Genomic DNA, 13,350 nt, shown 5'->3' with positions numbered 1-13,350 from the left:
AATTTGTACTGCATTTTTTTATTTCAAAAGACGTATAATAAATGACTTCTTCTTAAAACATCACATTCATTTCGCCTACAATTTCTAATCAGGTGATTTTTCCATCGTAATAATTGTTCTTGCTGCAATTTTATTACTGCAAACTTTCCGTCCATAAAATAAAAAATACAAAATAAAACAAAAAAATGCAATCATACCTGCCACGATATAAAGCTGGGAAAAAGAAAACACATTGCGCATGTTCCCCAAAATATATGGTCCTATGCCAATTCCCAAATCCAACGACACAAAATAGGTTGATAAAGCTACGCTTACACGATGGGGCTGTGTTAATTTGATACATACGGCTTGGCCATTAGACATGAATGTACCATACCCTAAGCCGACAAAAACACTAGCCAGTAATAGTAAAAACGTCGTATCCGTTATACTTAAAATATACAAGCCAACCGCTAAAAACAAATAACACGGATACAGCACATAATTTTCACCTTTACGGTCAAAAACAATTCCCGTAAGAGGCCGCGTAATCGTAATAACAACAGCATATACAACAAAGAAAAAGGTTCCTGCCTGAACCAAATGGATTTCCCGAGCATAGGCTGCCAAAAAACTAAGGACACTAGAATAAGCAAAACCCATAAAAAGAGCAATAACAGAAATAACAATAACATGTGATTCTATATAATTATCTATAGAATAATTCTTCATACGTTTCATTTGTTCATCCGTCAATTGAATTTCATTGATTCGCAACATGAAGCAGCCAATCACACATAATCCGACCAAAATTGCACAAATAATAATAATAATTTTGAAATTAGCTATCAACATAAGTACCATTCCTAAAAATGGTCCAATAGCTGCTGCTAAACTAGTACTTAATCCATAATAATTAATACCTTCACCACGACGTTTTACAGGAATACAACTAGTAATAATGGTGTTCGTTGCCGTTGAAATAATGCCATAGGCAAGACCATTAAGAAATCGTATCCCATACATTATTTCTAAATTCGGAATATAAAAATAAAAAAGTGTAGTAACAAAATAAAAAACAATTCCGCAGTATAACGTTCTTTTCCTTCCATATAATTCAATGTTTTTCCCTAATTGCAACCGCGCTAGCAATGTCCCAACAATAAAAACCCCAGACGCTAAGCCGGCTTCACTTAATGACGCATTAAGCTGATCTTTTGCAACGACAGCAATAATAACCATAAGTAAATAATAAATCAAATATACAACAAAATTGATGCCCGTATCCAATAGAAAATCTGTATTCCATAACGATGTTTCCTTCATACCCTGTTTCATCTCCATTAAATTGATAGAGCTTATTTTATACCTAATAGTCTTTCTTGTATAACAAATAAAAATAATGGCAGGCATAAAATAATGTAATGACAGGTAACCCGTTATATACTAGTTAACCTTGATATAATCTTCGAATATAATCAATAAATATTTTCATCATTTTATACTTTGGATTATTGTGCTTATATAATAAATAACAAGACATATCAAACTTTGGTTCTACTTCATAGTATCCTTCATAAACTCCCATAGCCACAAGAAATCGTTCAGATAATAACGCCCCTGTAAGATTTTCCTGACAGTACTGCATAATCGCATACGGTGTAGAAAACCATGCTTGTACAACTGGATGACAATCTATGGATGAAAAATATTTTTGAATATTAGTATTCATCAAATAATATGACGAATACTGCGCTAATGGACGTCTCGCCATATAATCGGCAGAAACTGTCGGATTTTCTATATGCATATTCGGAGCGTAATATACCATTTTTTCCGTACAAAAAAAGGTCTGTTCATATTTATTAATATTCATTTGCGGAAGACAAAAAGTCGATATAATGTCAAGTTTATCTTCTTCAAGCTGTTTTAGAAGCTCTCGTGCTTCTAAATTATATACACTAATAGGCATTTTCGGATGATGTTTCTGAAAATATGCTAAATGACGATTCATAAGCACGTCACCTAATGACATAAGCGTCCCTACAGAAAGAGAAAGTGTCTGACCGCCCAATGCTTGTATATCACAAATACATTCTTCAAGATTCTGAAAAATAACTTCTACTCTTTTCAGGAATAATTCTCCTTCTTCCGTCAAGTTACTGCCTTTATTCGATCGTACAATAAGTTGTACCCCTATCCTTTCTTCGAGCTTTTTCATTTGAAAACTAAAGGCAGATTGTGTTATATTAGCTTCTTTTGCCGCGGCAGTAAAATTACGGACTTTTCCGTAAATAATAAAATTTTCTAATTGCTGTATATTTGGCAAATTCATCATTACCTGCCCCCTTACATTCCCGATATAAAAATAAAGTCTCCAAACACATATTCTTCGGAGACTTCGTTATTACAGCACCATATATTATACTATATACTTAATATATTACAACAAATGAATACCACGTATTTCACTACGAAAATTTTTTATAAAAATTGTGGATAACTCATACTTTTCTATAGAAGACACCTATCTTTTTGTAAAAAGCTGTACATATATCATCATTTTTTTTATTTCTCCAAAACCATACACGCCAATATCTATTATTTATCCACAATAATCCACAATATATCCACTTTAGCCGCTAAATAGAAAATAATCATAATTATCCGCATGGTTGTGCTTATTTTCTATATAATTACACGATTAGTATACATTGTTTTTTTAAGTTATCCACATTTTATCGCTTCCATTTCTGCTATACACTTCGCGTATTTTACTATTATCGTATATTTTTTCGTTTATACACAAGACGATACATCAGTGGTGATAAATTGTGAATAAGTTGTGGATAACCTTATTCCCTATTAGATTTCTTCCGTTGGTCGGCTCCAATCAATATGAACATCCAAATCCAGCCATATATACCCTAACGCTAATTTTAAATTTTCTAAACTGGAAACAGGTGCCGCGCTTACCGTCTCAAAAGTCGATAACCCCACATAACGATGCATCGCTCTTTCCTTTGTTAAATACGCTCGAACTTGTTCTTCTTTTTCCAAATCATGAAGACATATTGTCAACTCTTTTGTCTCCGTATCATATTGAATATAACCGTTATTATTTGAATCTGTATGAGCAATTACTTTGAAGATCGACATATCACATTACTCCTCGCTAAATAAAATTAAAAATATTTTAAACACATTTTATTTATTTTTATCATGAGATAATTCCCACAAAAAACCTTCCATAATAGCATTACGACCAAATCGCTGCTGTAATTTATCAATTGCTTCCGCTACTTTACCTTTTATTTCTTCATCTTCAGAAAAAAGATCTCCTTGAATTTGAAGCGGCTGCAACTGACTTACTGTCAATCCTAACAGTCGTATCGGTTTTACTACCCTTGCTTTATTATACAATTTTTTTGCAGAAAAATATAATTGTTCTTCTGAGCAAGTTCCATTATTTTGAAGCGTGAGTGAACGAGTTATCATATGAAATGATGCCAACCTAATTTTTATTGTAATCGTTCGCCCCATTAAATGATGTCGTCGCAAGCGCCAGGAAACTTCATTGGCTAATATTCGAAACTGCTCATCGATCTCATCAAAAGCAAAAATATCATGTTCATAGGTATGTTCATTGCCAATTGATTGAGGCCGACGGCTTACTTCCAATGGCCGTTTATCTATACCGCACGATAACTCGTAAAGCCGTTTTGCCTGATTCCCAGTAACAGATTGCAGCACATTTACCCCCACTGCAGCAATATCACCAATCGTATGAATTCCTACAGATTCTAATGCCTCTGCTGTTACGCGTCCCACCCCCCAGAGTCGTTTTACTGGCAAGGGTGCCAATATTTCCCGTTCTTTTCCATACGGAATCCACATTAAACCATCCGGTTTTCGCAAATCAGAGGCTAATTTTGCCAAGAATTTATTCGGTGCAATCCCCGCAGAAGCAATAAGACCCATATTCTTATGAATATCATTTTTAATAGCAATACCTATATCTTTTATCATTGGGTATTGCCGTTCCATACCAGACACGTCCAAAAATGCTTCATCTAAAGCCAATGGTTCAATAAATGGTGAATAATGCGACATAATAAGGCGTATCTGGTAGGACACCTTTCGATAATAAGACATGCGCACTGGTAAAAATACACCGTTGGGACACAATCGGCGTGCTTGTTTCATGCTCATTGCCGAATGAACTCCAAAAACGCGTGCCTCATACGAAGCAGTGGCAACAACACCTCGATCCATTAAACCACCAATAATGACCGGAAGTCCCCGTAATGCGGGATTATCTCGTTGCTCAACAGATGCATAAAATGCATCCATATCAACATGCATGATCCAACGAACTGACATTTTGATTCCTCCGTATTTTTTATATAATCTATTATACAACTTTTTACAATTTTTGATATATCATCGATATAAAATACTTTTTTCTCAGTATGTGAATTAAATAACTCATTCGTTTTCTTATTTACTAAAGTGTGTTAATATAATATATATAGTTCCTATTTAGGAGGTGTCATGATTTATGGATTTATTTCAGTTAACCTATTTTGTTGAAGTTGCTCACAAAAAAAGTTTTACAAAAGCCTCAAAATCCTTGCACATTAGTCAACCTTCTATTAGCAAAGGCATCAGAACATTAGAAAAAAATTGGAATACAAAATTATTTAATCGTAAAGGAAAAACAATTGAATTAACGGAAACTGGTTTATATTTATTACCTAAAGTTGAAATTATCGTGAATAATTTCACTAAAATAAATGAACAAATGGAATCTTCACATTGTTTAAATTCCGGGAATTTATCTATTGGGATTCCTTCTATGCTCAGCATAACCTCTCTCTCTCCCTTTATCAGTTATTTTTTAAAAACATACCCCTATATCAACTTAGAACTTCTGGAAATAAGTTCCCAAAAAACAATTAAGGCTATTGACGAAGAAATGATTCAAGCTGGTTTTATAATATTGCCGATGCGCTATAACATCCCCTATGAATATTATATTTTTAAAAAAGAACTTTTAAATATCGTTGTCTGGCGCAATCATCCACTGGCTCTAAAACAAACACTAACTATAGAAGATATAAAAAACGAAACTTTTGTATATTATCCTGCCACGTTTGACTTAAATCCTTTTATCCAGGCCTATTTTCAAAAAGTAATGGGACACCCCAAAGTAGTCTGCCGAAGCAGTAATTGGACTTTTCTCGTAGAAATGGTACGTATCCATTTAGGCATTGCCTTAGTACCGCAAAATATTTGTACTCATTATTCAAATGATGATATTGTTTCGATTCCTTTAATTGAACCCAAAATTACATGGACTGTTGCCATGACTTGGAAAAGTCGAGGATTCTTATCATATCCTGCTAAAATTTGGGTTGAATCATTCAAAGAATATTTTAAAAATCAAACATAAAAGAAAGAAGGTTTTTATAATCATGTACCATCAAGTATTATCTAACGAAGATATCTGTGAAATATTTAACCATCAAATAAAAAATGGGAAGTTCAGCTCAATCTCAACAGTAGCTGCCGGTTTAAACTATTTAGATCTCTTAAACCGCACCCGTCTTGACGTACTGGCCACGAATGACAAACGAACAGCAGCGGCTCGTAAAGCATTTATTTTGGAGAAAAAATTATATCAATATATTAGACAACAAACACCGCTAAGTATATTTGACAGTGACTACCGTCAAGAAACCGCCATATACATCCGTATGCGTGAACTATTCTTAACGGCTGGTGATTTTACCTTTAAACAACATCGTTTTGCATTCTTATTAGAGTTAATCCATTTGTACAGAGAAGATATTTGTGAAATTTTAATAGGTCGGGATGCCCTACTTCAAAAATGGGAACGAAAACTGTTTTATGACTATTTACTTATGGATATGGGGGAAAAAAATACAGAAGACATCGGAAAAGAAGCCATCTCCAATGGATACCACGAATGTGATTACACATTAGAAATAGAAAATGTCTGGAAACAACCTGCAAAATCAATTCCCCGAACAAACTTTTCCTATGTACTCAAAAGTCTGCCGATAAGTAATATTGCCCTCTGTACCATGGCATATATGAGGGATCATCGCACAGAACTACGCCCTTCTTTATGGATTGTAGACGATACAGCTATTTGGAATATGTTTAAATCAGGACATATCCCTTCTATTACAAAAAAAGATATTATAGCCGTTGCTTCCACCTATATAAAATAAAAAAAAAGCGATTGTAAACGTAGAAAAATTCTACTTACAACCGCTTTTTCTGTATCAGCTGATCACACGCTTAGCACCTATATATCGAGATTCCCAATAGCTGTTGTGTAAATTAGCTATCGCAACACCTCCTGAAGTAGTCGCACTGATAAACTGATCATTTCCAATATAAATCCCTGAATGTGAAACTCCAGAAGCATAGGTTGTAAAGAAAACCAAATCTCCCGGCTGCAGCATAGAGGAAGAGACATAGCTGCCAATAGCATATTGATCATCTGCCATCCGCGGCAAGTCAATACCTACTGCCGAATAAACATATCGCGTAAACCCAGAGCAATCAAATCCACTAGGTGTATTCCCGCCAAAAACATAAGGTACACCCAAATATTGATTGGCTATTCCGAGCACCCGATCCCGCATGGAGGAATAGACTCGATCATTACTCCTGCTGTAAGAATAGCGGCGAACAGAACCCGTAGTAAGTTCACGACCTGTAAGTACTCTAAAAGTTGTCGGACCAACAATTCCATCTGCGTCAAGCCCCTGACTCATCTGAAACTGTCTGACAGCTTGCTCGGTAACACTGCCAAAATCACCGTCAACAGGTATATTATAACCCTTATTGACAAGTGCTTGTTGAATAACAGTAATAACAGTATCCGAACTTATTGCAGATGCAGGGGATGCAGCTCCCATATCTGCAATTTCATTAATTTTTTTTTGTACAAAACGACTTGTATTATTTACCGGAATATCAGACCCCATAATCGCTTTATACGTTTGCGCACCAACAATTCCATCAACATCCAAACCATGACTAGATTGAAAATTCTTGACCGCTTGAATGGTACCCGAACCATAATCGCCATCAGCAACAATACCTAATACCTGTTGAATAGCTGCTATCTGATTTCCCCGCTCTCCCGGATGAAATGTTGCCCCCGAATAGGACGTAACCGTCAACATAATTATACAGGTGATCCCTGCTACTCTTTGCCAATTACCCATCAAATACTCCTTTCCTTTGGATAGTATAAAGCTTATGCTTTCCCATATTTAATCATTGTGAATTGTTTATATCTACTAAACAGGCTATCCGAAAAGAACACTGACATTACTTTTAGGATAGCCTTATATTGTTGTTATACTGTATGATTCCCATTAATTACGTTAATTATTATACCACATTTACGTTATATCGTCAAAAAAACAACGACTTCTAACATGTTTTGAAGTCGTTGTTTTTACAATATTTATATTAAAATTTATTTTCTTTTGCCGCACCTTCAACAGCAACCGCCACCGCCACAGAAGCTCCCACCATAGGATTATTCCCCATACCCAGAAATCCCATCATTTCCACATGAGCAGGGACAGAAGAAGAACCAGCAAACTGTGCATCTGAATGCATACGGCCCATAGTGTCCGTCATACCATAAGATGCCGGTCCTGCTGCCATATTGTCCGGATGAAGCGTTCGGCCTGTGCCGCCGCCGGAAGCTACGGAAAAATATTTTTTCCCCATTTCAATGCATTCTTTTTTATACGTGCCAGCTACAGGATGCTGAAATCGCGTCGGATTCGTAGAATTACCCGTAATAGATACATCCACACCAGCATAATGCATGATTGCAACACCTTCACGAACATCATCAGCTCCAAAACAGCAAACATCCGCACGTTCACCTTTAGAGTAAGGAATTTCTCTAACAATTGCAAGCTTTCCGGTCACATAATCAAATTGCGTCTGCACATAAGTAAATCCATTGATACGAGAAATAATTTGAGCCGCATCTTTTCCCAGTCCATTAAGTATTACTCTAAGCGGAACTTTACGCGCTTTATTGGCATTGCGAACAATACCAATGGCACCTTCTGCCGCTGCAAAAGATTCATGCCCCGCTAAAAAAGCAAAACACATGGTTTCATCTTTTAACAACATGGATGCCAAATTACCATGACCTAATCCAACCTTGCGATCATCCGCTACAGATCCGGGAATACAAAACGCTTGTAATCCAATCCCAATAGCGGAAGCGGCTTTCACAGCAGTACGACAATTTTTTTTAATAGCAATTGCCGCCCCTACAGTATATGCCCATCCAGCATTTTCAAAAGCAATCGGTTGGATTTCTTTTACGATCGTATATGGATCAATCCCTGCTTCTGCACAAATATCTCGGCATTCTTCCACGCTATGTATACCGTACTCCCTCAACACTTCGAGAATTTTATCGATTCTTCTATCATAGCTTTCGAATAGTTCCATGTTTAAACCCTCCTATTGTTCTCTTGGATCGATATATGAATATGCTTCCTCAAAACGGCCATAATGCCCTTTTGCTTTTTCCATTGCCTCTGCCGGTTCCATACCTTTTTTTATAGCTTCCATCATTTTTCCAAGATGAATAAATTCATAACCGATCACTTGTTTTTCTTCATCAAGAGCCATTCTGGTAACATATCCTTCCGTAAGCTCTAAATACCGAGTCCCTTTTTTATTTGTTCCAAACATAGTTCCTATTTGACTGCGCATACCTTTTCCTAAATCATCAAGACTGGCTCCGATAGGAAGTCCCCCTTCAGAAAAAGCGGTTTGTGTGCGGCCATACACAATCTGCAAGAAAAGTTCGCGCATAGCAACATTAATAGCATCACAGACAAGATCCGTATTCAGTGCTTCAAGTAATGTCTTGCCCGGTAAAATCTCCGAAGCCATTGCCGCCGAATGTGTCATCCCTGAGCACCCGATAGTTTCTACAAGTGCTTCCTCTATAATACCATCCTTTACATTTAATGTTAGTTTGCAAGCACCCTGCTGCGGGGCACACCAGCCAATGCCATGCGTCAACCCATTAATATCTTTTATTTCTTTAGCTTGTACCCATTTTCCTTCTTCTGGAATTGGTGCCGGTCCATGATATGCACCCTTTTTAATAGAGCACATGTTCTTTACTTCCGTTGAATATAACATAATTTATATTTCCCTCCCTAGAATATATCCCCATCACAAAACAAACTTCAATTTTTCAACTGCTTAAAAATATCTTTAAATGTCTGTTTATGCATACTTCCTTTACGCCATAAAAAAGAAAACGCATGTCGCACATTAAAATGACGGATAGGAACTTGACGCAGCAATCCTTGTTCCAGTTCCCTGCGGACAGAATGTTCATATAAAAAGGCGACTCCACAATTACGAGAAACCATCTCTTTTATTGCCTTAGGACTACCGGCTTCTACTCGATGTGCAAAATCTTCTATTGTTAAATTGTGTTCTGCCAAATGCCGTTCTAGCAAATCTCGGGCCCCAGCCCCTTTTTCACGAATAATAATACGCATTTTTAATAAATCTTTCCAAACCGTAATATCTTCTGCTGGGTAATCGGGTCCACATACAGCAATCAAGGGTTCTTCAGCAAAAGGCAGCGTATCATATTCACACACTTCAAAAAAACCTTCAACAATAGCAAAATCAATTTTTCCTTCATCTACTAATTTTAATAGATATTCCGTATCAGCAATCTCTAAACGTAAATTTAAATTAGGGTTGCGGTTCAAAAAACGCGCTAACTTGTCAACAATACAAAACTCCCCAATAGTATGCGTAGCTCCCATTGCAATCGACTTATTGTTGCGTTGTAAATCCTGAAGCCGTTGTTTCAACATAGAATCATCATGCCGAATCGTTGCCGCTGCATTCAAAAGGATGTGACCTGCTTGTGTCAGTGCAAGATGTTTCCCTGTATAACTAAACAGCTTAGCTCCATATTCTTTCTCCAGATAACGTATATGTTGAGATACGGCTGGCTGGGTAATGCGTAATTCTGCCGCTGCTTTAGTATAATTCATGTGGCGGCAAACACATAGAAACGTATGAATACGAAAATCCAGCATAGTTGCCATCCTTTCAAATAATCATTTTATTCTAATTTTAATAGTTCCATAAGAATATTTTATGATATTTACCTAAAAATGGCAAGTTAATTTAATTATTGGGACAATTATAATCCCTATGGATACTTTTTGCAACCCTATTTTGCATCATGTCCATAATTTTATAAAACTAAGAGTAGACCATTCTCCTCCCAAAACACCATACCAAAACAAAATATAGCTTTGTTTTTAAAAATTCTGCTTTCTTTAAGCGCTTAATATGACATATTATATTTCTATGTATAGTGTAACAAAAAAAATGATACCTTTATATGTTATATCAAATAGATACTATTAAAATTCTTTATTCTATATAACTATGATTATCCGATATAATACATAATAAATATAAATTTATGTCTGTATTCGCTCATTTTCATCAATTATTATACTTATATTTTCTAACCATTATTCAAAAAAACAGACTTCAGATATTCCTGTATCTGAAGTCTGTTAAAAAAAACATGGCTATATATCATATTCTAAAAATACATTTTCCGTTTTCAAAGGTAATTTTTTGTATTTCTTCCAGTTTCATCCCTCGAAGTCTCGCTAACTCAGCGGCTACGTATTTTACATATGCGGGCTCGTTTCGTCTGCCGCGAAATGGCGGCGGCGTAAGATAGGGACAATCGGTTTCAATTAAAATTCTATCCAGCGGAATCTCTGAAGCAATACGTTTCAATTTTTGTGACTTTGGAAAAACCATAGTACCCGTAAAACCGATATAAAATCCCATTTTTAACAATTCCTGTGCCATTTCTAAGCTGCCTGAGTAACAATGAAAAACACCCTGCAGTCCCTTGCCATATTGACGCAGGATATTCATGGTGTCCCCATGTGCTTCCCGATCATGAATATCGATAGGGATATTGTATTCAACCGCTAGTTTTACCTGTTCAATAAATACCTTTTGCTGCACTTCATGTGAAGGCTCCGGCCAATGATAATCCAACCCAACTTCTCCTATTGCAACAATTTTCTTTTCAGTTTCAAGCCATTTTCGAATTTGCGTAAAACTTTCAGAATCAGCACTAGCAGCATCTTCCGGATGAATACCGACAGCCGCATATACCTGCGTATATTGGCGGCTCATGGCAACTGCTTCTGCTGATGTACGTATATCTGTTCCCGGACACATCATTACTCTTACACCAGCATCAAAAGCGCGCTGTAACATTGCCTGCCGATCTACATCATACGATGTGTCATTAATATGGCAATGCGTATCAAACAACATTTACCTCACCCGGCTTCCCGGAGCCATACCATCAACAAATGCAACTTGCAGCTTGCCATCCCCGTCTGAAGCAGCTAACAGCATGCCTTTTGATTCTACTCCACAAAGTTTTGCCGCTTTTAAATTTGTTACGCAGATAATACAATGTCCAATAAGATCTTCTGGTTTGTAGAACTGGGAAATTCCGCTAACAACGATACGCTGTTCGGTTCCAAGATCCAGACTTAACTTCAAAAGTTTAGAAGTTTTAGGAATTTTTTCACAAGCTAAAACCTTCGCTACACGTAAATCCACTTTCCCAAAATCATCGATTTCAATTTCCGGCTTAAATACTTCTTTTGCCGCAGTACAAACAAGTTTTGCCGCCTCACTTTCTTCAGTTTCTTCAGGTAATTCAAATCTTGGAAAAAGTGCCGCTCCTTTGGATATCTTGGTATCTGCCGGATATTGTCCCCATACTTGTGCCGTCTGCAATGTCGCATTTGAAAAATCGCCAAGACCAAGCTGCTGCCACATTTTTTCAGCACTGGACGGAATATAAGGACTAACGAGAATAGCTATAATCCGTAAAGAATCCATTAGATTATACAACACGGTTTCCAAGCGTTTTTGCTTTTGATTATCTTTAGCCAGTACCCATGGCATTGTTTCATCAATATACTTATTGGAACGTCGAATAAGTACCCATACATCATTGATGGCGTCATTAATTTTCATATCATCCATAAAAATTTCAAAACGTTTTGCGGTATCAACCCCACAAGCCGACAAATCATCATCGACCGTTTCCGCAATGGAAGGAGCCGCAACAACACCGCCTTCATATTTTTCTACCATAGTCAAGGTTCGTTGCAGCAAATTTCCAAGATCATTTGCCAAATCTGCATTAATACGGCGAATGAAAGAAGGAAGTGAAAAATTACCATCCTGCCCTAATCGAATTTCTTTTAAGAGATAATAACGAAGCGGATCTGCTCCATACTTTTCAATAAGTGGAATAGGATCAACAACATTACCTAAGGATTTACTCATTTTCGTACCATCAACAATAAGCCAACCATGTCCAAAAACTTTTTTGGGAAGAGGCAATCCGCAACTCATAAGCATGATTGGCCATATAATAGAGTGGAATCGAACAATTTCCTTTCCAACCAAGTGCAAATCTGCCGGCCAAAGTTCTTTAAATCGTTCCGGATTATCATGATACCCAGCTGCCGTAATATAATTGACCAATGCATCAAACCACACATATACAACATGCTTAGGATCCCACGGAACTTTAATTCCCCAATCAAAAGACGTGCGGGAAACGCAAAGATCTTCCAGACCGCTTTTAACAAAAGCAATCATTTCATTGCGCCGCGATTCTGGCTGGATAAAGTCAGGATTTTCATCAATAAACGCAAGCCAGCGGTCAGCATATTTACTCATTTTAAGAAAATAGCTTTCTTCTTTAACAAGTTCCAACGGACGACCACAGTCTGGACAAATATGTTTTCCTTCCGGAAGTTTATTTTCCGGCCAAAATGTTTCACAAGGTGTACAATACCAGCCTTCGTATTCAGATTTATATATGTCTCCATTATCATAGGATTTCTGCATCAATTCTTGGACAACTATCTCATGACGTTTTTCTGTCGTACGAATAAAATCATCATTAGAAATATTCAGTTTTTTCCATAACTGTTGGAATAACAACACAATATCATCAACATATGCAATGGGTGTCATTCCTTTAGCTTCAGCCGCACGCTGAATTTTCTGACCATGTTCATCCGATCCAGTCAGAAAAAACACATCATCCCCCTTAAGACGATGATATCGTGCAAGTGAATCAGCAATGGTTGTGCAGTACGTATGTCCAATATGAAGTTTTGCACTAGGATAATAAATAGGTGTAGTAATAAAATAGGTATTCTTTTTTTCAGACATGTA

12 protein-coding genes are annotated in these 13,350 nt (G+C 36.7%); 2 read left to right on the top strand and 10 right to left on the bottom strand.

Going from position 1 to position 13,350, the window contains the following annotated elements; translation table 11 throughout:
- Positions 1-84 precede the first annotated feature (84 nt).
- From NXG62_RS09945 to NXG62_RS09930, 4 genes are all read right to left on the bottom strand, one after another.
- The gene (locus NXG62_RS09945) at positions 85-1,305 is read right to left on the bottom strand and encodes an MFS transporter (RefSeq protein WP_427112256.1); all 1,221 of its coding nucleotides are present in this window, start codon (positions 1,303-1,305) and stop codon (positions 85-87) included.
- Between the two features lie 124 nt (positions 1,306-1,429).
- Positions 1,430-2,317 (bottom strand): LysR family transcriptional regulator, encoded by an 888-nt coding sequence (locus NXG62_RS09940; protein WP_322351524.1) that lies wholly within the window; start codon positions 2,315-2,317, stop codon positions 1,430-1,432.
- A gap of 527 nt (positions 2,318-2,844) precedes the next feature.
- Positions 2,845-3,138: a hypothetical protein gene (locus tag NXG62_RS09935; RefSeq protein WP_427112255.1), complete on the bottom strand. Its 294-nt coding sequence runs from the start codon at positions 3,136-3,138 to the stop codon at positions 2,845-2,847.
- 48 nt (positions 3,139-3,186) lie between these two features.
- The gene (locus NXG62_RS09930; RefSeq protein ID WP_427112254.1) at positions 3,187-4,362 is read right to left on the bottom strand and encodes a DNA polymerase IV; all 1,176 of its coding nucleotides are present in this window, start codon (positions 4,360-4,362) and stop codon (positions 3,187-3,189) included.
- 178 nt (positions 4,363-4,540) lie between these two features.
- Here NXG62_RS09930 and NXG62_RS09925 point away from each other — a divergent pair, with 178 nt between their 5' ends.
- Both NXG62_RS09925 and NXG62_RS09920 read left to right on the top strand, forming a co-directional pair.
- Positions 4,541-5,434 carry a LysR family transcriptional regulator gene (locus NXG62_RS09925; RefSeq protein ID WP_427112253.1) on the top strand — a complete coding sequence of 298 codons (894 nt, stop codon included), beginning with the start codon at positions 4,541-4,543 and terminating at the stop codon, positions 5,432-5,434.
- Positions 5,435-5,456: 22 nt separating this feature from the next.
- Entirely contained in the window at positions 5,457-6,239 is a 783-nt protein-coding gene (locus tag NXG62_RS09920; RefSeq protein WP_322351525.1) for a hypothetical protein, read from the top strand.
- Positions 6,240-6,293: 54 nt separating this feature from the next.
- On the opposite strand, the gene NXG62_RS09915 is transcribed toward NXG62_RS09920, so the two are convergent.
- From NXG62_RS09915 to metG, 6 genes are all read right to left on the bottom strand, one after another.
- Entirely contained in the window at positions 6,294-7,247 is a 954-nt protein-coding gene (locus tag NXG62_RS09915) for an NlpC/P60 family protein (RefSeq protein ID WP_427112252.1), read from the bottom strand.
- Between the two features lie 250 nt (positions 7,248-7,497).
- A complete protein-coding gene (locus tag NXG62_RS09910) occupies positions 7,498-8,508 on the bottom strand; it encodes a GGGtGRT protein (RefSeq protein WP_427112251.1) in 1,011 nt (336 codons plus the stop codon).
- Positions 8,509-8,520: 12 nt separating this feature from the next.
- A complete protein-coding gene (locus tag NXG62_RS09905) occupies positions 8,521-9,213 on the bottom strand; it encodes an iron-sulfur cluster assembly scaffold protein (protein WP_427112250.1) in 693 nt (230 codons plus the stop codon).
- Between the two features lie 47 nt (positions 9,214-9,260).
- Positions 9,261-10,136, bottom strand: coding sequence for a LysR substrate-binding domain-containing protein (locus NXG62_RS09900; RefSeq protein ID WP_322351526.1), 876 nt, complete (start codon positions 10,134-10,136; stop codon positions 9,261-9,263).
- A gap of 514 nt (positions 10,137-10,650) precedes the next feature.
- A complete protein-coding gene (locus tag NXG62_RS09895; RefSeq protein ID WP_427112249.1) occupies positions 10,651-11,415 on the bottom strand; it encodes a TatD family hydrolase in 765 nt (254 codons plus the stop codon).
- Positions 11,416-13,347 (bottom strand): methionine--tRNA ligase, encoded by a 1,932-nt coding sequence (gene metG / locus NXG62_RS09890; RefSeq protein WP_427112248.1) that lies wholly within the window; start codon positions 13,345-13,347, stop codon positions 11,416-11,418. It abuts the gene before it with no gap.
- Positions 13,348-13,350 lie beyond the last annotated feature (3 nt).

It is taken from the genome of Megasphaera sueciensis, from assembly GCF_050219315.1.
GTDB classification, from domain to species: Bacteria; Bacillota; Negativicutes; order Veillonellales; family Megasphaeraceae; genus Megasphaera_A; species Megasphaera_A sueciensis.
Note: the sequence above shows the minus strand (reverse complement) of the source record. Positions and strands in the feature narration are given on the sequence as shown.

What these genes read in the sequence shown, in the direction of transcription:
- NXG62_RS09945 (WP_427112256.1), bottom strand. Translation starts at nt 1,305, where the DNA reads ATGAAGGAAACATCGTTATGGAATACAGATTTTCTATTGGATACGGGC.
- NXG62_RS09940 (WP_322351524.1), bottom strand. Translation starts at nt 2,317, where the DNA reads ATGATGAATTTGCCAAATATACAGCAATTAGAAAATTTTATTATTTAC.
- NXG62_RS09935 (WP_427112255.1), bottom strand. Translation starts at nt 3,138, where the DNA reads ATGTCGATCTTCAAAGTAATTGCTCATACAGATTCAAATAATAACGGT.
- NXG62_RS09930 (WP_427112254.1), bottom strand. Translation starts at nt 4,362, where the DNA reads ATGTCAGTTCGTTGGATCATGCATGTTGATATGGATGCATTTTATGCA.
- NXG62_RS09925 (WP_427112253.1), top strand. Translation starts at nt 4,541, where the DNA reads ATGGATTTATTTCAGTTAACCTATTTTGTTGAAGTTGCTCACAAAAAA.
- NXG62_RS09920 (WP_322351525.1), top strand. Translation starts at nt 5,457, where the DNA reads ATGTACCATCAAGTATTATCTAACGAAGATATCTGTGAAATATTTAAC.
- NXG62_RS09915 (WP_427112252.1), bottom strand. Translation starts at nt 7,247, where the DNA reads ATGGGTAATTGGCAAAGAGTAGCAGGGATCACCTGTATAATTATGTTG.
- NXG62_RS09910 (WP_427112251.1), bottom strand. Translation starts at nt 8,508, where the DNA reads ATGGAACTATTCGAAAGCTATGATAGAAGAATCGATAAAATTCTCGAA.
- NXG62_RS09905 (WP_427112250.1), bottom strand. Translation starts at nt 9,213, where the DNA reads ATGTTATATTCAACGGAAGTAAAGAACATGTGCTCTATTAAAAAGGGT.
- NXG62_RS09900 (WP_322351526.1), bottom strand. Translation starts at nt 10,136, where the DNA reads ATGCTGGATTTTCGTATTCATACGTTTCTATGTGTTTGCCGCCACATG.
- NXG62_RS09895 (WP_427112249.1), bottom strand. Translation starts at nt 11,415, where the DNA reads ATGTTGTTTGATACGCATTGCCATATTAATGACACATCGTATGATGTA.
- metG (WP_427112248.1), bottom strand. Translation starts at nt 13,347, where the DNA reads ATGTCTGAAAAAAAGAATACCTATTTTATTACTACACCTATTTATTAT.